Below are 18,669 nucleotides of genomic sequence, written 5' to 3'. Positions count from 1 at the left end.
ATCAATTGTCAAAGACGCTGGTCAGCGCCTGGCGGATCAACCCCGCCAGATCCGCCTCCCCGTCCGTCTCCGCCCAGCGCACAAGCGCCACATGCGCCGCCCCAAGGCATGCCATAGCCGTAGCCCGCACCTGAAACTCCTCGTCCGGCGAGGGCGAAGAACGACAGAGGGCGGCCACGATGGCATCGGCCGTCGCGTACTGGCTGTCCAGATGCCGCGCCCGCAGCGCCGGCACCGAGATCATCAGCCGTAGCCGCGCCAGCAAGAACGCCTTCTCCTGCGAAGAACCCAAAGCGGCGGTTGACTCCAGCGCGCGCCCGATCCGAAGAGGCAACGGCCCAGGAGGCTGCTCAAGCACGGCAGAAGCCGTCACGGGGTCGTACTCGTCGTAGAGGACCAGGTCCTCCTTCGTCGGGAAGTGCCGGTAGACCGTCATCGCCGAGACGCCCGCGGCCGCGGCGACGTCGGCGACGGTGGTCGCGTCGTATCCGACGTCGGTGAAGAGGCGGATCGCGTGCTCCTGCAGAAGGAGCCGCGTTTCGGCGCGCTGGCGGTCTCGGAGGCTCACGTGGTAGACACTATCAAAGTGTTAGTCACTAACATCTGGGGTGCGCAATGAAGACGGCATTGGTGACCGGGGCGTCGCGGGGGATCGGGGCGGCGATCGCCCGGAGGCTCGAGAAGGACGGCATAACCGTCCAGAGACAAGACAGCAGTCAGGCCGACTTGTCGACCATGGAGGGTGTCGACAGAGCCCTCGAAGGCATCGACAGCCTGGACATCCTGGTCAACAACGCGGCCGCCCAGCCGGCGGGCCCGATCGAGACGGACACGCCCGAGAACTTCGACCGCCTGATGGCGGTGAACGTGAAGGCGCCGTACTTCCTCATCCAGCGAGCACCGCTGAACGACGGCGGGCGCGTCATCAACGTCTCGTCGGTCGCGACCAGGATGGCCAACCCCGCCCAGACGTCCTTCGCGATGACCAAGGGCGCGCTCGAGACGATGAGCCGCACCCTCGCCCACCAGCTCGGACCCCGCGGCATCACGGTCAACGTCGTCGCGCCGGGCGCCACCAGGACCGCGGACAACGGGGCGATCTTCACGCCCGAGTTGACAACCGCGATAGCAAGTCTCACCGCGCACCAGAGGCTCGGCACAGCAGAGGACATAGCGGACGTCGTCGCGTTCCTCGCCTCCGACGACGCCCGGTGGGTGACCGGGCAGGTCCTCGACGCGAGCGGTGGGTTGTTCCTCGGGCCGCCGGGCCAAGGCGCAGAATAGGCCGGTGACGTGGTTCAGCGAGGACGAACTCCGCAGGCAGGCCGGTGACGTCTCCTTCGCGCGCGGTGCCAAGTACCTGGAGTCGGTCGAGACGCTGGACGACGTCGCGGGCGGGGTCACGGCGGTGGTCAGCGGCACCGACCGGTACACGGTCCGGTTGCGCAACATCGACGGCGAGCTGGTCGGCGAGTGCTCCTGCCCGCACGCGGCGGACGGCTTCTTCTGCAAGCACTGCGTGGCCGTCGGGCTGCTGGTCCTCGAAGGCGTGGCGGACGGCGGCGCGGCCGACATCCGCGGATACGTCGAGTCCCTGGACCGCGACGAGCTGGTCGAGCTGCTGGTCGGGCACGCGAACGAGGACCCGGTCCTGTTTCGCAAACTCTCGCTCAAGGCGGGCCGCGGCGACCTCGACGCGTTGCGGCGTCATGTCGAGGGAACGTTGCGGTTGCGGGGTTTCGTCGGTTTCCAGGGGACGGTCGCGTACACCGAGAAGGTGCGCGAGGTGCTCGCCACCGCCAGGGAACTCATGGACGGGCCGCTGTTGTGCCGCGTCATCGAGCTGGTGGTGGAGGCGCTGGACTTCGTCGAGGACTCCTTCGGCGCGCTCGGCTCAGAGGTGTCGGGCGCGCTCGCGTTGTACGCGGAGGCCTGCGCGGACTCGCCGCCGGAGCCCAAGGAGCTCGCGGAATGGCTGCTGCGGCTGGACCTCGACGGCTCGGGCCGGGTCGACGTGAACATCGCGGACTTCACCGCCGGCCTCGGTTTCGAGGGGCTCGCGGTGTTCCGCGCCGGCGTCGAGGAGCGGTGGCGGCTCGACGACGGCGAGGACCCGTACCGCAGCCGCAAACTCCAGCGGCTGCGCGAGGGGTTCGCGGCGATGCGGAACTGGCAGAGCTAGTACCGCTGACGGTTGCGGTACAGCTCCTCCAGATCCCGTCGCCCCGCCTGGTCGCCGGTGTCCGCGGCCGCGCGGAACCAGTGCTCGGCCTCCTGGAAGTTCCCGTGGTCGGCGGCGAGCCTGCCGAGGTTGGTGTACGCGGGGACACTGCCGAGCTCCGCGGCCTTCCGGTACCAGGCGGTGGCCTCGCCGGGGTCGTTCCGGTCGTTGGCCAGCACGCCCAGGTTCGTCATCGCGGCGGCGTCGCCTCGTTTGGCGGCCTTGAGGTACCAGCGTTCGGCGGCGTCGAGCTCGCCGCGCCGGTGGAGCACCAGGCCGAGGCGCACGGCGGCGTCGGGGGCACCGGCGGCCGCGGCCGCGTGGTAGCAGCTTTCGGCACGCGCGAGGTCGCCCCGTTGCTGGGCCTGGTGGCCGAGTTTGATCAGCGACGTCGCGTCGGCCTCTTCGCTCGCCTTGCGCCACCAAGGATCCGCTTCGGCCGTCCGGCCGGTGTCACAGAGCAGGGCGCCGAGCGTGATCATCCCTTCGACATTGCCCGCATCCGCGGCCTCGCCCGCCCAGTACTCGGCGTCCTGGAGTTCGCCGCGCCGGTGCAGCGCCCGCGCCAGTTCCACCATCGCCTCGACGCGGCCCTCTTCGGCGGCCCGGCGCCACCAGTCCTCGGCGGCGCCGGAATCACCTCGTCGCGCGCAGAGATTTCCCAGATGCGACATGGCATACGAATCACCGGCCGTCGCGGCTTCGCGGTACCAGCGTTCGGCCTGTTCCGGCGCGCCGCGCTCGGTCAGGAGACGCGCCAGGGTGCCCATCGCGACCCTGTCCCCGCCCTCTGCGGCCTTCCGGAACCACGTCTCCGCCTCGTCGAGATCGCCGCGCTCCAACGCGGTCGATCCCATCCGCGCCATGGCGATCACGTGCCCGCGTTCCGCGGCCTTCCGGTTCAGATAGTCGTCGACCCTGGTGTTCCACTTACGTTTTCCGTCGGCCACAAGCCCGCTCCTTCCGGCAGCGTCCCTGGGGTAGTCGCTGCTCAGGGCCCCGATGTGACACCATCGCGGCAACGACTACCCGGCGAACCCGGGCTCGAGCGGACAGTGATGATCGACCGATGATGGACTGCGTCTTCGTGCCGTACACCGCGCACGGGCATGTGAATCCGATGCTCCCGGTCGTGGGCGAACTGGTGGCCAGGGGACACCGGGTGCGGGTGGTCCTCTCCGGCACCCGATTCGAAGACGTCGTACGCCGGACGGGCGCCGAACCGGTGGTCTCGCCGCCGGACCATGTCGTGCGGGTGGCGCCGACGGCGCGGCCGCCGGAGATCGCCGCGTGGATCCGGAACCGGACGCACCGTCGGCTCGCCTGGTCGGCGGCGGCCCGCCGCTGCGAGCGGGAGTTCGCCGCCGCCCGGCCCGACCTGGTGATCGCGGACCCGATGGTCCCGTGGGCGCGCCGTCTCGCGCGGCGGCACGCCCTGCCGGTGGTCACGTTCTGGACGACCCACGCCGGCACCGCGGCCGGTTCCGGCCCGGCGCTGGTCAACGCCCTGCCCGAACTCCAGCCGCGGGCGCACCGCTTCAGCTTCGTGGGGCCGTTGATCGCACCGGTCACCACCGAGGACTGCCCGGCGCCCGACGGCCCGACGTTGCTGGTGTCGCCCGGCACCGTCTTCGCCAGAACGCCGGAATTCTTCCGGCGGATCGCGCGGGCGTTCTCGGGCACGGAATGGACCGTGCTGATCGCGACCTCGCACACCCCGCCCTCCGCGCTGGGGCCGCTGCCCGACAACGTGATCGCGCGCCGATGGCTGCCGCAGCGGCAGTTGCTGCCCAGGGTCGACGCGTTCCTGACCCACGGTGGGATGAACTCCGTCCAGGAGGCGCTGGCCCACGGCGCGCGGATGCTGGTCGCGCCCCGGAGCCGGGAGCAGCGCGCCACCGCGCGCAGACTCGCGGAACTCGGCCTCGCCCATGTCTGGGATCCGGCGACCTCGCTCGTGCCGGGCGTCGAGCGCCTGCTCCGGGACGGCCGGGTCCTGGCGAACACGACGTCGATGCGGTCGCGGCTGGCGACGTATCCGGCCGCGTCGCTGGCCGCCGACGCACTCCAGGCCGCGAACGGGAAGTGCTGAAGTCATCACGCTTCGAGGTCGCCTCGCGGTAGGGTCGGTGCCGATGCCCGAGGGGGAAGGAGCGGCTCCGTGCTCGCAGAGATGCGACATCCGTATTTCGTGGACCGAGGCCCCGAACGCGCCGAATTCCGGCAGCGCAACGAAGAGGCGCGTTCCGCCGGGCAGCCTCATCTGATCTTGTTCACCGGCCCCCAAGGCGTCGGGAAGACCGTGCTGGCCACCGAGGCCTGTCACGAAATCGCCGAGCACTACGAGATCGTGCTCTTCTGCGACGCGTTGGGTTCACAGGGCCCGAACGGACGTCTGGAGGCCTCGCAGATCGCCTTGCGTCTTCTCGAAGCGCTTCACGTGGCCCGAGACGACATCCCGGCCCAGGACGACCTCCGGATCCTGGCCCTGCGCAACCGGCTCGCCGGACGCAAGGTGCTGCTGTACCTGGACGACGTGGCCACCGCCGACCAGGTGCTGCCGCTGCTGTTCGGTTCGCCCCAGCTCGCCGTCGTCGTCACCAGCCGAAGCAGCTTCGACAAGCTGCGGATGAACGGTTTCACCACGTCGACGGTCACGACCTTCGGGCCGGAGGCGGCCGCCGAACTGGTCGTCAAGCGCACCGGGACCGTGGTCGGCGCTCGCGAGATCGAGGCCGTCAACCGGATCTGCGAAGGGCTGCCGCTCGCCCTTTCCGTCGCCGCGACACGGCTGAGCGACACGGGGAGCACCCCCGCCGAGTACGTGGCCGAGCTGAGCGCCGGAAACCCTTTGTTCGCCCTCCAAATCGACGACGAGCACCCGGTCCTCAAGATCTTCGACCTCGCCTACACCGAACTGACCGAGGAAGAGCGGTTCGCGTTCAAGGCCTTGAGCCTGCTCCCCGGCGTCGATTTCGGGACGGCCATCGCCGCGGCCGTCCTCGGTTTGGTGGCACCCCACACCAAACGCCTGCTGGAACGGCTCGCCAAGGGCAACCTGATCGAACGCACCGGCCCCGGCAGGTACCGCTACCACAGCCTCCTTCGCGAATTCGCCAAGGACAAGGCGCTTTCCGAGTTCGACGAGTCCGATTTCGTCGGCGTCGCCACGAAGGCCGTCCAGTGGAACTGGCGGCTGGCCGTTTCCCTGGACAAGGCGCTGTCGAACCGTCCCGCGCCGCTCCAGGCGGAAAGCCACTACGCCGAGATCGAGGCCTTCGAAGGCGACGCCTGGGCGGAGTTCACGAAGGAATGGCCCAATATCGTGGCCGCCGCCAAGGAGGCCCGCGCGCTGCCGACCGAGGAGATCGGCGCGATCTTCCCGTTCTCCTTGTGGTACTTCGGTTATCAGACGAAGCGGCACGACGACGTCATCGACGCCTATCAGGAGATCCTCGGCCGCTGGACGGCACCGCCGGATCGCTGGCAGGTCCTCCGTGACCTCACCGGGCTCCACGAAGCGGCCGAAGAATTCGACCGGACCGACGCGTATGTCAAGGAAGCCCTGGTGCTCGACTACCCGCAGGGACGGCAGAGCACCTACGACTGGTACGCCCTGGCCCAGGAAGGCCGCGGCGACCACGAATTCGCGCTCGAACTCTTCGGGAAGTCGCGGGAAGCGGTGGCCTCGATGGAGGTCTCGCGGCAGCCGCGAGCGCTGGCGTTGCTCGACATGCACACGGGCCGGGTATTGTTCAAGCTCGGCCGATTCGAAGACGCCCGTGGGCCCGCGGCGGCGGCTTGGGAATTCTTCCGCGCCGCCGAGGGCGAAGAGGCCAACAAGGCGTTTTCGGGCGGCAGGCTCGGCATGATCCTGCGCGAACTCGGCGAGGACGCCGAGGAGTTGTTGGTCCACGCGTTGGCCCTCTTCGAACGATTGGGAATGGCGAAGCAGGCCGAGGAGATCCGCGCCGTGCTCAGCGAAGAGTGACGTCGAGACCGTAGCGGCCCGAGCCGAGTTCGACCGTGATCGACGGAGCGAGCTCCTCCAGAGGATGCCCGTCGTCCAGCCAAGCGCGGACGACGGAGGCGTGCACCTCGACGGGGCCGGGGCCGGAGAGTTCGACACGCCGCCCCGACGGCGCCGTCACGACGCTCTTCCCCTCGCCGAGGACGGCGCCGACCACTCCTGCGCGCAGGCCGGCGACGACGTTCGTGCCGGTCAGCACCGAGGCGCCCGAGCGGATCGAGCGGAGCGGGTGGTCGTCCGGGCAGGACAGGTGCGGATCGGCCTCGGCCCCACGCCGAAGCTCGGCCGGATACCGGGTCAGCCGGACGAGCCGCCCGGCACGGTCGGTTTCGTGGTGGACTTCGGCGGCGACGCGGTGCGAGGGCAGGATCGCGAGCCGAGGGGCGGGCGGCGGACCGAGCGGGATCTCGTTCGTAGGCTCGGAAAGGCCGAGAACTCGGTAGAAGACGCCGCGGAGCCGCTGGAGGGATTCGCCGGGCACCGAGGTGACCAGCTCGGCGACACCCGCGAAATCGCCAGGGCGGTACTCGTCGAGAATGCTCCGGACCTGAGGGAGGAGCGGACGTCGCCGGTCGAGACGGGGCGCGGTCTCGCCGAGTGCGGAGATGGCCGTTCCCGGCGCGACGTCGTCATCGCCGAAAGCCGCCAGCGCCGTCGGTTTCCCCAGCGCCGCACCGTATCCCGTCACCGACCCGTGGTCGCCGACGATCAGGTCGGCGGCGGCGAGCCCCGCCTGCCAATCGTCCACTTCGGACAGAACGACCAGGCCGGACCGGACGCAGTCGGCCAGCCACGTGTTCAGCTGCCACGGACTGTGCCCGTGCCGGACGTTGGGGTGTACGACGGCGAGCACCTGGAACTCGTCGATGGGCAGCGCGGCGAGCAGAGTCCGGAGGAAATCCGGCCAGGAGCCGAGCAGGGCGTTCGACCACCAGGTGGACGAGGTCAGGACGACCTTGCGGTCACCGGAACCCAGCGCTTCGCGATACCGTTCGCGGTACGGCAGGCCGGCGAGAATCCGGTCGTAGCAAGGGTCTCCGGCGACCACGGCCTTCTCCGCGGCGGCGGGGACCGTCTCGGTGAGCAGGTCCAGCTGAGCGGTGTGGGACAGGATGAAGGATTCGGCGATCGGTTCGCCGTCGTACAGCAACCATTGTGGCGAAAGGCCGAAGATTTGCCGGTTTCCGGTTTCCGGTTTCCGGTTTCCGGTTTCCGGTTTCCGGTTTCCGGTTTCCGGTTTCCGGTTTCCGGGCGAGTATTTAGTATACCCGATTCCGTGCGAAAGAATGACCTTGGGTCCGGTCATATCGGCGATCCCGCCGTGATGGCTCGCCGTGACGACCAGGTCGAACTCGTACCGTTCGGCCTCCGCCCAGGGAATGACGGCCACGCCCACCGTGTCGAGAAGTTCGCGCAGGCCGTGCTGGAACGGATCCTTGGCGCAGGTGAACACCACCTGGACGCGGAAATCGTTCTCGAAGGCGGGAAGCACGTCCAGCAGCCGGGTCACCGTGGTGACGTTGTGCGCGATCACGAGGACTCGGCGGCGGACCGCGACGGTCGCCCAATTCGCCGTCTTGATGCCGACCAGTGCCTCGTTCACGGCCTGACCGTAGCCGATCCGGCGAAGTGGTCTGGATCACGTTGCTCGGTGTCATCGTCGTGTCGCACCCGGTTCCCTCACGTCGCGAGGTGATACTCGGGCGCTCCCAACCCCGTCGAGAGGAACCGCGCGGTGGCAACGCGTACCAGCCAGATGACCACGGCTCAGCGGCTGCTCCTGCTGATCACCCTCGCCGCCGTCGTACTCGCGGTCTTCTGGTTCGTGAGCGGCAAGGGCGACGCGCTGCAGCCGAAGCCGGCCAACCCCGCGAGCGCCGCCGACGCACGCAAGCAGCTGGACGAGCTCACCGTCGCGCCGCGCGGGTCGATGGACGGCTACGACCGCAAGAAGTACCCGCACTGGGACAACCAGGGGAACAACTGCAACACCCGCGAGTTCGTGCTCAAACGCGACGGCAAGGACGTGAAGGCCGGTTCGGACTGCGCCCCGACCTCCGGCAGCTGGACGAGCATCTACGACGGCGAGACCTGGACGAAGCCGACCGACGTCGACATCGACCACATGGTCCCGCTCGCGCAGAGCTGGGTCAGCGGCGCGAAGTCGTGGACCGACGAGAAGCGGCGCCAGTTCGCGAACGACCTGACCCGCCCGCAGCTGTTCGCCGTCACCGACAACGTCAACCAGGAGAAGAGCGACAAGGCGCCGGACCAGTGGAAGCCGCCGCTCGTCTCGTTCTGGTGCACCTACGCCACCGACTGGATCACCGTGAAGCACTACTACGGCCTCACGATCACCACCGCCGAGAAGAGCGCGCTCAGCGACATGCTCGGTCGTTGCTGATCCGCCCGGTTTCGGGTTGGCTGGGGCGATGGCGACCTTCGTACTGATCCACGGCGGTGGCGGCAGCGCCTGGGACTTCCACCTCCTCGAGGCGGAGCTGACCGGCCGCGGGCACGACGTCGTCGCGGTGAACCTGCCGATCGACGACGAGAAGGCCGGTTTCCCGGAGCACGTCGACGCCGTCGTGAACGCGATCGGCGACCGCGAGGACCTGGTGATCCTGGGCCATTCCTACGGCGGCTTCACCGCGCCGCTCGTCGCCGGGAAGCTTCCGGCGCGGCTGCTCGTGATGCTGACCCCGATGATCCCGAAACCGGGCGAGACACCGGGGGATTGGTGGGACAACACGGGTTTCGAGGACGCGAAGGACCTCACCGACGAGGAGAAGTTCTACAACGGCGTCCCCGCGGACATCGTCGCGGAGGCGGGCTCGCACGGCCGGAACCAGGTCAGCGCCGAATGGGCACAGCCGTGGCCGCTGGACGAGTGGCCGGACGTCCCGACGAAGGTGCTCATCGGGCGCGAAGACCGCTTCTTCACGCCCGAGTTCCAGCGCCGGGTCGTCCAGGACAGGCTCGGCTTCGCCCCCGACGAGATCGACGGCTCCCACTCCGTGCCCTTGAGTCACCCGAAAGAACTGGCGGACCGGCTGGAGTCCTACCTCACCAGCGGTCCAGCCGCATGACCTCTTCGAGTGGCTGACGCGCCGCGGGCTTGAAGCTGTCACCGGTGTAGAACGCCGTCGGGATGAGCGCGGCCTGGTGCACGTTCTCCGGCAGACCGAGGATCTCCGCGGCCTCCTTCTCGTACGCGAGGTGCAGCGTCGTCCACGCGGTCCCGAGCGTGACGGCCCGCGCCGCGAGCATGTAGCTCCACACCGCGGGCAGCAGGTTCCCCCACAGGCCCGCCTGGTTGCCGGCGGGCAGCTCCGCGCTGTTCGTCTCCAGGCACGGGATGACGTGCACGGGCACCTCGCCCATCTTGTCGGCCAGGTACTCGACACTGGAGCCGACGCGCTTCTGCACCTTCGACCGTTCGGGGTCGTCCGCGAACAGTTTCCCCGCCGCCCGTGGGGAATCCAGGTACTCCCGGCACGCACGCTGGTACAGCTTCCCGAGCTCGGCCCGTTGCCCGGGATCGGTGATCACGAGCCAGTGCCAGCGCTGCGTGTTCGACCCGCTGGGCGCCTGTAGCGCCACCTGGAGGGCGTGTTTGACCAGTTCGAGAGGCACCGGCCGGGTCAGGTCCAGTCGTTTGCGGACGGTCCGGGTGGTCGTCAGCAGCTCTTCGGGCGTCATCCGGCGATTATGTCGTTATGATCCGCTGGTGGGGAGGCCGCCGCGCGAACGAGGGATGGGCACTTTGCTCCGGCACGTCCTCGAAGTGACCGAGGCGGACGTCGCCGCGTTCTTCGAAGACATCGGGCTGGGTGACTACCGCCCGCGGTTCACGCCGTTCGTCCGCGCGATCGTCACGCACGGGCCGCTGCCCATCCGCGACCTGGCCGCCGAAGTCGGCGTGACCCATTCGGCGGCCAGCCAGACGATCGCGCAGATGGCGCGTCAAGACCTCGTCTCGCTCCGGCCCGGGACGGACGCCCGGCAGCGGATCGTTTCGCTGACCGAGAAGACACGGCGGCTGATGCCGACGCTCGAAGCGGAGTGGGCCGCGACCAGCGCCGCCGCCGCGCAGCTGGAAGCCGAACTGCCGTACCCGCTCAGGGAGGTGCTGGTCGCCGCCGTCGAGGCCTTGGAACGGAAGTCGCTCCGGGAACGCATCGCCGAAACGGACGCCGCGCTCAAGCTGGAGCGTCCGCCCGGTCGAGACTGAACACGGCCCAGACGTACTTCCCGCCGGAGCAGAGCTCATGGCCCCAGTCGTCGGACAACGCGTGCACCAGCTGGAGACCGCGGCTGCGCGCCGCCATCGGCGACGGCTCCTTCAGCTTCGGCCGCGCCGATCCGGAATCGAAGACCCGCAGGGTGAGCCTGCCATCGGAGTACTCGACTTCGAGCCTGTCCGGCTTCTCGCCGTGCTCGAAGGCGTTCGTGACCAGCTCGGAGGTCGCCAGGAGGACGTCGTCGACCGCCGGGCCGTCGAGGCCGAAGCCGGCCAGAGTCGCTCGCACCGCCTGCCGCGCGACGGCGGGCGCCGTCACATCGACCGGCAAGGGGAGGGAGACCACCGGCAACGAGCCCTCCGATCGGGTCTTGGACATCGTCATGGTTCCGCACCTCCCCTCACGAGAGACTCCCAGATCCGCTGTTCGCCTCCCAGATACCCACAAGGGCCGTGGTCGAATCAGGCCCCGTCCGTGAGTTCGGTCTCGGTCAGTCCTTCACGCAGTTTCTTGAGCGTGGCGGCCAGCAATCTCGACACCTGCATCTGGGAAACACCGACACGGCGGGCGATGTCCGACTGGCTCATCCCGGACCCGAACCGCAGCGCGACGATCTTGCGCTCACGGTCGGGCAGCCGTTCCAGCATCGGCCGCAGCGCCTCGCGCAGCTCCGCCTGGCTCAGGTTGGCGTCGGCCTCGCCGAAGCGAGTGTGCGCGGAGTTCTCCAGAAGGTTGTCCAGCGAAGCGCCGTACCGGCCCTGGCCGGCACGGAGACCTTCGTAGACCTCGTCGATCGGGACGCCGAGGTGGGCGGCGATCTCACTGGGCTTCGGGGCGCGGGAGAGCCGGATCGTCAGCTCTTCGCGCACGGCCGAGATGTTCGCGTTCAGCTCCTTGAGCCGCCGGGGCACCCGCACCGACCAGCTGTTGTCGCGGAAGTGGTGCCGCAGCTCGCCGGAGATGGTGGGGACCGCGAAGGCCAGGAAGTCGCTGCCCTGGCCGGGGTCGAACCGGTCGACGGCGTGGATCAGTCCGATCGTCGCGATCTGGACCAGATCCTCCATCGACTCGTCGCGGTTGCGGAACTTGCGCGCCAGATTGCGCGCGAGTTCGAGGTGCGCGCGCACCAGCTCGTCCCGCAGCGCTTCGCGTTCGGGAGCGCCCTGGGGCAGCGCGCACATGCGCTCGAACAGGGCCGGGACGTTCGCGCCGTCTTGCTCGACGGGTTCGGTCACGGCCGGGCCGCCTCGCTCTCCCGGATGAGCTCCACCCTGGAGAGGTAGCCGCCGTCGGCCGGGGTGACGCTCCGCCGCGCGGACGTGGCCAGCGCGGTGAGCAGTTGCCAGGACAGACCGGTCTCGTCGTCGGGTTCCGGAGAGTCCGAAAGCACCGAGACGGTCACCTCGATCCGCCCGTCCTTCCACGAGAAAACGCAGGTCAGATGCCCGTCGGCGGCCGAGGGGAGCAGCATGGAGCAGGCTTCGTCCACGGCCATCCGGAGATCTTCGACGGCGTCCAGGTCGAAGTCCTGGCGCATCGCGATATCCGCGACGATCGTCCGGAGAGTCGGCACCACGTGCGGTACCGCGGCCGTGCGTACCTCGATGAGTTGAGCGCCCTCCCCGTCGGGCGGGGTGTTGTCCACCACGTGTGTTCCTCTCTCCAGCTGCACTGCCGATCCGTCAGATGCCCTGGGTGTGAGCAAACCAAACCCACGTTTGAGCCGCGCAGGGGGCGGGCATGTAACCGGCGACAAACGATCTCCTGGGAAGGCGGGGACCGACATGGCTGACGTGAGCCGGCTGCCGAACGTGGTGGCGGAAGAGTGGGACTGGCAGCTCCGTGGGTCGTGCCGAGGCGCCGACAGCAGCTTGTTCTTCCACACGGACAACGAGCGCGGTTCGGCCCGCGAGCGGCGCGAATCGCGGGCCAAGGCCATCTGCCACACCTGTCCCGTGCTGGCGCAGTGCCGCAAGCACGCGCTCGCGGTGCAGGAGCCGTACGGCATCTGGGGTGGACTGGGCGAGATCGAGCGCCGCGAGCTGTTCCTCCGGGAACGCCGCGCCGGGCGCAAGGCCTTGACCGCGCATTGAGCGCGTCCCGGGCACCGGTCGGCGACGCGCACGACGGCGATCGTGGCGCCCCGTCCGTACTGGGTTAGGGTTGGGACTGTCGTTGCGGGGACAGCCACGCCTACCCGCCGAAGAAGAGCGTGCGTCCGTGTCCGGACTGGGCGCGGCCGTCGCTTGAGACCACAGGCGCGTTCCGGCGCTGAGCGTCGGTTCTCACCTGATGAGGAGAATGTGCATGCCCGCAGCGGACCAGAACACCACGCCGCCCGGTTTCAGCATCACGCTGGACGCCGACGCGTCTGAACCGCGTGTGGTGGTCACCGGTGAGCTCGACCTGCTGACGAGCCCGCAGCTTCAGGAGACCCTCGGGGCCCTGATCACGGACAAACCGTCGGGTCGGGTGGTCGCCGACCTGACCGGCGTGACGTTTTTCGACTCCTCGGCCTTGAACGTGGTGCTCCAGGCACAGCGTCAGGCCGCCGAGAAGGAGGTCGAGCTCGAACTCGTGCCCAGCCCGCAGGTGAGCCGAGTGATCGAGCTCACCGGCGTCGCCGAGCACCTCAGCGTGTCGGAGGAGCCTCCCGCCTGATCCCCCGATACGGTCGTGGGCTCGTGATCCGCGACACCTGGGGGCAGTACGATGATGGGGCGGACGCATGCCCTGACCGGCTGGTGCGCGGGCCTCGCGCTCGCACCCGTCGTCGGGGCGGGCACGGTGCACCAAGCGGTCGTCTTCGCCGCGACCACGGCCGGATTCGCCCTCCTGCCCGATCTCGACCATCCGGGCGCCCGCGCGTCGAAACTGCTCGGCTGGTTCACCGGCGCGATCTCCTGGCTGCTCCGCCGGGTTTCGGCGGCTCTGTACGCGCTGACCAAGGGGCCGCGGGACGAGAAGGTCACCGGTAAGCACCGTCATCTCTCACACACCGTGCTGTTCGCCGTCGGTCTCGGCTTCCTGACCTCCTGGGGCACCGCCGAGGGCGGTCCGTGGGCGGTGTTCGGTGTCGTCGTCCTCGGCCTGCTGCTCGCCGAGGGCGCGCTCGGCGACTGGCTCCTGCCGGTCAGCGGCGCCGCGGTCGGCTGGTGGGTGTGGACCGCCCCGCCGGACAAGGCGGCGCAACTCGCGGAGATCTCCGGCTGGCTCGGTATCGCCGTCGCGGCCGGGTGTTTCGTGCACTGCCTCGGCGACGCGCTGACCGAGTCCGGCTGCCCGTTCCTGTTCCCGATCCCGATCGCGGGCGAGACCTGGTACGAGATCCGGCCGCCGAAGCCGCTGCGGTTCCGCACCGGCAAGAACGTGGAGAACCGGCTGATCTTCCCGGTGTTCGCGGTCGCCGCGGTGGTGCTGATCCCCGGCGTCTGGGAGTACCTGTTCACGACGGTCCAAGGACTGCTCACGCCGGACGGGACGCAGACCGCGGTGCACTGAGGAATGCCCTCGTCTCCGGCGGCGTTGAATCGGAACGCCGGACCCGGTTGAGGAGGGGAACAGTGGACAAGCCCGTGCTGCGCGCCGACGCGCGCCGCAACCGAGCGAAGGTGCTCGCGGCCGCCGAAGAGGCTTTCGCCGTCGATGGCCTCTCCGTCCCCCTCGACGAGATCGCCAGGATCGCCGGTGTCGGCGCGGGCACCGTCTACCGGCATTTCCCCAGCAAGGAAGCGCTTTTCCAGGCCGTCGTCGTGGATCGGCTCGAGCAGTTCGCGCGGGAAGCACGGGAACTGCTGACCGCCGAAGACCCCGGCGAAGCGTTCTTCGACTTCTTCAAACGCGTCGTCCAGCAGGCGTCGCGCAACCGGGCACTCTGCGACGCGCTCGCCGAGACGACCGGGCTGGGTTTCAAAGCGGGCGCGGGCAACGACTTCCGGGCGGCGTCACAGGCGCTGTTGACGAGGGCCCAGGACGCGGGCGCGGTCCGCGAGGACATCGACGGCGACGACCTGCGCGCCCTGATCGCCGGATGCCTGGCCGCGGAACGGTATTCACTCGAAGAGCGTCATCTCGTGCGGATCATTGTCGACGGTTTGCGCACGCTGCGTAACGAAACGTAAGATCGACCCGAGAAGTCCTCGTACCTGCGCTTCGCGTGGCGAGGAGGTGCCGGATGTTCGGTCAGGGTCCCACCACCGGTTCCGTCACGGTCGCGGCCATCGCCGGCCTCGCGACCGGGCTGCTCGTCGCCGCCCTCCTGGTGGCAACCCGTGAGCCGCAGCGCCGCGGGTACGAAGTCGGCACGACCCCGTCGCCGACCACGACCTCCCGTTCGGTCGGGCCGGTCACGGTGACCGTGCCGGGCAGCGCGCCGGAACCGCTCGTCGTCACCCGCACCAGGACGCCGGCGCCGCGCACGGTGACCAGGACCGTGACGCCTTCACCCACCTCGACGGAGTTGCCGCCGTCGACGACCTCGGGGTTCCGCAGCGACTGAGGCAACGTGGGCGGCCCTCGCGCCGTCTGTCCGGGTATGCGACGGCTCCCCGTTTTCGTGCTCCTGCTCGCGTCCTTGACCGCGTGCCATCCCGGCGAGACGGCCTGTGCTGCCATCGGCCTGCAGGAGGGGGTCTCTCTCCGCATCCCGCCGGAAGTGGCCGCCGGTGTCACCCGGGTGTCACTGGAGTTGTGCTGGGCCGGTGCCTGCGTGACCGAGTCCGCGCCCGGCGGCGAGCGCGTCTTCATCCCGACCCGGGGCCTGCCGACCACGCCGGTCCGGACCACGGTGACCCTCGACGAGGGAAGGCCCCAAGTCCTCGACGTGACCCCGACGATCGCCTATCCGATAAACAAGGCGTGCGGAGGCGGCGTGCCGGTCGCGCAGCTGGTCGTGACGCCCGGCGGCGAAGTACGGCAAGGACCGTGAAGGCCGCCCCCGATGAACGGCCTCCACGGTCATCCCCTGTGGCTAGCCGACGTCGCGACGCCGCCAGCCCATGAGCCCGGCCACGAGCGCGACCACGGCGACCGCGGCCAGCCAGACCAGCGGTGTCGCGGTGAACTCCGCGGCGGGCAGTTTCGGAACGTGCGAGAACGGCGATGCGTCCACGGCCGCCTGTGGCAGGTTCAGCACCGGGCCGAACAGGCTGAGCAGCAACGCCAGCCCGGCGATCGCCCACGCCGCCGTCGAAAACTTCGGCGCCAGGCCGAAGAGCGCCACGGCGAGGCCGGTGATCACCCACACCGCCGGAAGCTGCGCCAGCGAAGCGACCACCATGTCCCCGACCGAGTCGGAGACACCGCCCGCCCGCATCCCGTTCGACAGTCCTAAAAGGACACCGCTGACGACCATCATCAGCGCCGTGCCGCCGAACGTGAACACGAGATGGCTTCCCAGCAGCCGCATCCTGCCCACGCTCGTCGCGAGCAGCGGCTCGACCCGCACGGCGGTCTCCTCGGCGCGGAGCCGCAACGCGGACTGCACGCCGTAGAGCGCGATGATCATGGCGAACAGGCCGGTCATCGCCGCCATGAAGGCGTCGATCAGCGCGTCCGTGCCGCCGAGGCGTTGGAAGATCTCCTTGGCCTGCTGGCTTTCCCCGACGACGTCGCCGATACCGCTCGCCACCGAGCCGAACACCGCGGCGCAGACCGCGGTGCCGATCAGCCAGCCGATCAACGGGCCCCGGTGCAGCCGCCACGCCAGCGCGAACGGGCTGCGCAGCGACGCCGCCGCTTCGGCGGGCCCGGGACGCGGCGGGAGGATGCCGGTGCCGACGTCGCGCCGTGGGAGCAGCGCGTACCCGGCGGCACCGACGACCACGGTCGCGGCCAGCGGCAGCAGGAACACCCACCAGCGCTCGTCGGCGAACGGCCGGATCTGCTGCGCCCACCCGATCGGGGACAGCCAGGAGACCCAGGTCGCGTCCGAGGTCGAGTCGCCGACGGCGCGCAGCAGGAACGCGACCCCGACGGCGGTGGCGCCGATCCCGTTGGCCGTCCTCGAATACTCGGCGATCTGGACGGCCACCGCCGCGATCGCCGTGAAGACCAGTCCGGTCACCGTGGTGGCGGCGCCGAGCGCGAGCGAGCCGCCGGCGGGCAGCTTCGCGCCGATCATCAGCCCGGTCTCGACGAGTCCGATGAGGACACTCGCGCCGGCGGACACGAGCACGCCCGCGGTCAGCAGGGCGTATCGGCCGACCACTGCGGAGGCCAGCAGTTCCGCGCGGCCGGAGTCCTCCTCGGCGCGGGTGTGCCGGGTGACGGTGAAGACCGCCATCAGCCCGACGACCAGCGCGAGGAACCCGCCGAGCCGCCAAGCGGTGAACCCGCCCGCGGTCGAGAGGTCGAAGGCCGGGCCGTAGATCAGCGAAAGCGACGGGTTCGCGCCCATGCTCGCGGTGAGCCCGGCTCGTTCGGCGGCCGTCGGGTACAGCGTTTCGAACGTCCCCGAGGACGCCGAAGGCATGATCCCGAGCAGGACGATCCAGATCGGCAGGACGATCCGGTCCCGCCGCAGCGCCAACCTGGTCAGGTGCCAGGTGCCGACCAGTCCGTGCGTCGGTCCGGCGATCAGGGGACGGTCCAGCGTCGCGGTCATTTCGCGCTCGCTTCGGTGGTGTAGTGACGGAGGAAGAGCTCTTCGAGCGTCGGCGGCTGGCTGGTCAGGCTACGGACGCCGACCTGGGTGAGCTGCCGCAGCGCTTCGTCGAGGGAGCGGGTTTCGACGTCGAAGCGGACCCGGTTGCCCTCGACCTTGAGGTCGTGGATGTTCTGGAGTTCGGTGAGCCCGTTCGGCGGACCGGCGAGCTCGGCGGTGATCGACGTCCTGGTGAGGTGCCGGAGTTCGGCCAGCGTGCCGGTCTCGACGGTGTGCCCGTTGCGGATGATGCTGACCTTGTCGCAGAGCGCCTCGACCTCGGCGAGGATATGGCTCGACAGCAGCACCGTGCGGCCCTGCTCGCGTTCCTCCTGGATCGCGTACTGGAAGGTGGCCTCCATCAGCGGGTCGAGGCCGGAGGTCGGCTCGTCCAGGATCAGCAGGTCCACGTGCGAGGCCAGCGCGGCCACGATCGCGACCTTCTGCCGGTTGCCCTTGGAGTAGGTGCGCCCCTTCTTCCTGGGGTCGAGGTCGAACCGCTCGATCAGATCCTTGCGGCGGCGCTGATCGAGCCCGCCCCGCAGCCGCCCCAGCAGATCGATCACCTCGCCGCCGGACAGGTTGGGCCAGAGGTTCACGTCGCCGGGGACGTAGGCGAGGCGCCGGTGCAGGCTCGCCGCGTCCTTCCAAGGGTCGCCGCCGAGCAGGCGGACGTCGCCCGAATCCGCGTGGAGCAAGCCGAGCAGGACCCGGACGGTGGTCGACTTCCCCGCGCCGTTCGGGCCGAGGAAGCCGTGCACCTCCCCAACGGGTACCTGCAGGTCAAGGCCGTCCAAAGCCTTGGTCCGGCCGAAGGATTTGTGGAGGCCGGAGATGGAGATGGCGTTTTCCATGTGTCTGAAGGTACAGTGATTTCACGAAGTTGTGAAGTTAAGAAAACGTATGGATAGTGTGATCACTCTGGGGGACGTAGGAGAGGATGTGCTCATGACGACGACGCCTGAGAGTGCTTCGAGCACCCAGAGAGACGAGGACGCCGTCCGCCGTTACGTGGAGCACCTGGGCCTCACGCTTTCCCAGATCGGGATGCAGCGGATGCCCGCCAGGGTGTTCGCCGCGTTGATGACCACCGACGCCGGCCGCCTCACCGCGGCCGAGCTGGCCGACCAGCTGTCGGTGAGCCCCGCCGCGATCTCGGGGGCCGTGCGATACCTGGAGCAGATCGGGCTGGTCGCGAAGGAACGCGAACCCGGCTCGCGCCGCGACCACTACCGGCTCTTCGACGACCTCTGGTACGCCACCTTCATGAAACGCGACCGCATGATCACCATGTGGCGTGACGCGGCCGACGAGGGCGTTTCGGCGCTGGGCGAGGACACGCCGGCGGGTGAGCGGGTCGCCGAGATGCGGGACTTCCTGAGCTTCATGATCAAGGAACTCAACGACATGTACGCGAAGTGGCACGAGATGCGGGCCGAAAAGGGCAAGTGAGCCCAAGCCGCGATGTTCCGGCGCCCTTGGTCGCGTGCAAGTACATGAAGGCCCCCTTCCTTGCGCCAGGCGCAAGGAC

23 protein-coding genes are annotated in these 18,669 nt (G+C 69.3%); 14 read left to right on the top strand and 9 right to left on the bottom strand.

Translation table 11 applies throughout. From position 1 onward, the window contains the following. Position 1: 1 nt before the first annotated feature. Entirely contained in the window at positions 2–568 is a 567-nt protein-coding gene (locus ACFVM3_RS29795; RefSeq protein ID WP_378443266.1) for a TetR/AcrR family transcriptional regulator, read from the bottom strand. Between the two features lie 47 nt (positions 569–615). Between ACFVM3_RS29795 and ACFVM3_RS29790 the strand changes: the two genes are divergently transcribed. Then, positions 616–1,284 (top strand): SDR family oxidoreductase, encoded by a 669-nt coding sequence (locus ACFVM3_RS29790; protein WP_378443265.1) that lies wholly within the window; start codon positions 616–618, stop codon positions 1,282–1,284. Between the two features lie 4 nt (positions 1,285–1,288). Next, positions 1,289–2,182, top strand: coding sequence for an SWIM zinc finger domain-containing protein (locus tag ACFVM3_RS29785; protein WP_378443264.1), 894 nt, complete (start codon positions 1,289–1,291; stop codon positions 2,180–2,182). On the opposite strand, the gene ACFVM3_RS29780 is transcribed toward ACFVM3_RS29785, so the two are convergent. Then, positions 2,179–3,171 carry a tetratricopeptide repeat protein gene (locus ACFVM3_RS29780; RefSeq protein WP_378443263.1) on the bottom strand — a complete coding sequence of 331 codons (993 nt, stop codon included), beginning with the start codon at positions 3,169–3,171 and terminating at the stop codon, positions 2,179–2,181. The genes ACFVM3_RS29785 and ACFVM3_RS29780 overlap by 4 nt on opposite strands. Before the next feature lie 119 nt (positions 3,172–3,290). On the opposite strand from ACFVM3_RS29780, the gene ACFVM3_RS29775 reads away from it, so the two are divergent. Together ACFVM3_RS29775 and ACFVM3_RS29770 are read left to right on the top strand one after the other, a co-directional pair. Then, positions 3,291–4,313 (top strand): nucleotide disphospho-sugar-binding domain-containing protein, encoded by a 1,023-nt coding sequence (locus ACFVM3_RS29775; protein ID WP_378443262.1) that lies wholly within the window; start codon positions 3,291–3,293, stop codon positions 4,311–4,313. A gap of 69 nt (positions 4,314–4,382) precedes the next feature. Continuing rightward, complete coding sequence (locus ACFVM3_RS29770) at positions 4,383–6,212, top strand: NB-ARC domain-containing protein (RefSeq protein WP_378443261.1); 1,830 nt, start codon at positions 4,383–4,385, stop codon at positions 6,210–6,212. Here ACFVM3_RS29770 and ACFVM3_RS29765 read toward each other — a convergent pair. Then, entirely contained in the window at positions 6,199–7,854 is a 1,656-nt protein-coding gene (locus ACFVM3_RS29765) for a hypothetical protein (protein WP_378443260.1), read from the bottom strand. The two genes, ACFVM3_RS29770 and ACFVM3_RS29765, sit on opposite strands and share 14 nt — an antisense overlap. A 132-nt stretch (positions 7,855–7,986) precedes the next feature. Between ACFVM3_RS29765 and ACFVM3_RS29760 the strand changes: the two genes are divergently transcribed. Both ACFVM3_RS29760 and ACFVM3_RS29755 read left to right on the top strand, forming a co-directional pair. After that, the gene (locus ACFVM3_RS29760; RefSeq protein WP_038507695.1) at positions 7,987–8,655 is read left to right on the top strand and encodes an HNH endonuclease family protein; all 669 of its coding nucleotides are present in this window, start codon (positions 7,987–7,989) and stop codon (positions 8,653–8,655) included. Positions 8,656–8,683: 28 nt separating this feature from the next. Next, on the top strand, positions 8,684–9,340 hold the full coding sequence (locus tag ACFVM3_RS29755; RefSeq protein WP_378443259.1) for an alpha/beta fold hydrolase: 657 nt from the start codon (positions 8,684–8,686) through the stop codon (positions 9,338–9,340). Here ACFVM3_RS29755 and ACFVM3_RS29750 read toward each other — a convergent pair. Continuing rightward, entirely contained in the window at positions 9,318–9,953 is a 636-nt protein-coding gene (locus ACFVM3_RS29750) for a nitroreductase family protein (protein ID WP_378443258.1), read from the bottom strand. The genes ACFVM3_RS29755 and ACFVM3_RS29750 overlap by 23 nt on opposite strands. 55 nt (positions 9,954–10,008) lie before the next feature. Between ACFVM3_RS29750 and ACFVM3_RS29745 the strand changes: the two genes are divergently transcribed. Further along, positions 10,009–10,485: a MarR family transcriptional regulator gene (locus tag ACFVM3_RS29745; protein ID WP_378443284.1), complete on the top strand. Its 477-nt coding sequence runs from the start codon at positions 10,009–10,011 to the stop codon at positions 10,483–10,485. Here the strand turns inward: ACFVM3_RS29745 and ACFVM3_RS29740 are convergent. From ACFVM3_RS29740 to ACFVM3_RS29730, 3 genes are all read right to left on the bottom strand, one after another. Beyond that, positions 10,454–10,879, bottom strand: a complete 426-nt coding sequence (locus ACFVM3_RS29740) for an ATP-binding protein (RefSeq protein WP_378443257.1) — start codon at positions 10,877–10,879, stop codon at positions 10,454–10,456. The genes ACFVM3_RS29745 and ACFVM3_RS29740 overlap by 32 nt on opposite strands. A gap of 77 nt (positions 10,880–10,956) precedes the next feature. Next, positions 10,957–11,730 carry a SigB/SigF/SigG family RNA polymerase sigma factor gene (locus tag ACFVM3_RS29735; RefSeq protein WP_378443256.1) on the bottom strand — a complete coding sequence of 258 codons (774 nt, stop codon included), beginning with the start codon at positions 11,728–11,730 and terminating at the stop codon, positions 10,957–10,959. Next, on the bottom strand, positions 11,727–12,143 hold the full coding sequence (locus ACFVM3_RS29730) for an ATP-binding protein (protein ID WP_378443255.1): 417 nt from the start codon (positions 12,141–12,143) through the stop codon (positions 11,727–11,729). The genes ACFVM3_RS29735 and ACFVM3_RS29730 overlap by 4 nt, the downstream gene beginning before the upstream one ends. A 136-nt stretch (positions 12,144–12,279) precedes the next feature. Between ACFVM3_RS29730 and ACFVM3_RS29725 the strand changes: the two genes are divergently transcribed. From ACFVM3_RS29725 to ACFVM3_RS29700, 6 genes are all read left to right on the top strand, one after another. After that, a complete protein-coding gene (locus ACFVM3_RS29725) occupies positions 12,280–12,588 on the top strand; it encodes a WhiB family transcriptional regulator (protein ID WP_016330769.1) in 309 nt (102 codons plus the stop codon). Between the two features lie 214 nt (positions 12,589–12,802). Continuing rightward, entirely contained in the window at positions 12,803–13,156 is a 354-nt protein-coding gene (locus ACFVM3_RS29720) for an STAS domain-containing protein (RefSeq protein ID WP_126732363.1), read from the top strand. Between the two features lie 54 nt (positions 13,157–13,210). Then, a complete protein-coding gene (locus ACFVM3_RS29715) occupies positions 13,211–13,996 on the top strand; it encodes a metal-dependent hydrolase (protein ID WP_125679801.1) in 786 nt (261 codons plus the stop codon). A 62-nt stretch (positions 13,997–14,058) separates the two neighbouring features. Then, entirely contained in the window at positions 14,059–14,616 is a 558-nt protein-coding gene (locus ACFVM3_RS29710) for a TetR/AcrR family transcriptional regulator (RefSeq protein WP_378443254.1), read from the top strand. 53 nt (positions 14,617–14,669) lie between these two features. Then, a complete protein-coding gene (locus ACFVM3_RS29705; protein ID WP_378443253.1) occupies positions 14,670–14,993 on the top strand; it encodes a hypothetical protein in 324 nt (107 codons plus the stop codon). Between the two features lie 36 nt (positions 14,994–15,029). After that, positions 15,030–15,422, top strand: coding sequence for a hypothetical protein (locus ACFVM3_RS29700; RefSeq protein WP_378443252.1), 393 nt, complete (start codon positions 15,030–15,032; stop codon positions 15,420–15,422). A gap of 42 nt (positions 15,423–15,464) precedes the next feature. Here ACFVM3_RS29700 and ACFVM3_RS29695 read toward each other — a convergent pair whose 3' ends face one another. Both ACFVM3_RS29695 and ACFVM3_RS29690 read right to left on the bottom strand, forming a co-directional pair. Further along, the gene (locus ACFVM3_RS29695; protein WP_378443251.1) at positions 15,465–17,099 is read right to left on the bottom strand and encodes an ABC transporter permease; all 1,635 of its coding nucleotides are present in this window, start codon (positions 17,097–17,099) and stop codon (positions 15,465–15,467) included. Continuing rightward, positions 17,096–17,992, bottom strand: coding sequence for an ATP-binding cassette domain-containing protein (locus tag ACFVM3_RS29690; protein ID WP_378443250.1), 897 nt, complete (start codon positions 17,990–17,992; stop codon positions 17,096–17,098). Before ACFVM3_RS29690 ends, ACFVM3_RS29695 begins: the two co-directional genes overlap by 4 nt. A 94-nt stretch (positions 17,993–18,086) precedes the next feature. Here ACFVM3_RS29690 and ACFVM3_RS29685 point away from each other — a divergent pair, with 94 nt between their 5' ends. Continuing rightward, complete coding sequence (locus ACFVM3_RS29685; protein ID WP_192747577.1) at positions 18,087–18,590, top strand: GbsR/MarR family transcriptional regulator; 504 nt, start codon at positions 18,087–18,089, stop codon at positions 18,588–18,590. Positions 18,591–18,669 lie beyond the last annotated feature (79 nt).

It is taken from the genome of Amycolatopsis sp. NPDC057786 (assembly GCF_042797905.1).
In the GTDB taxonomy this organism is placed as follows: Bacteria; Actinomycetota; Actinomycetes; order Mycobacteriales; family Pseudonocardiaceae; genus Amycolatopsis.
Note: the sequence above shows the minus strand (reverse complement) of the source record. Positions and strands in the feature narration are given on the sequence as shown.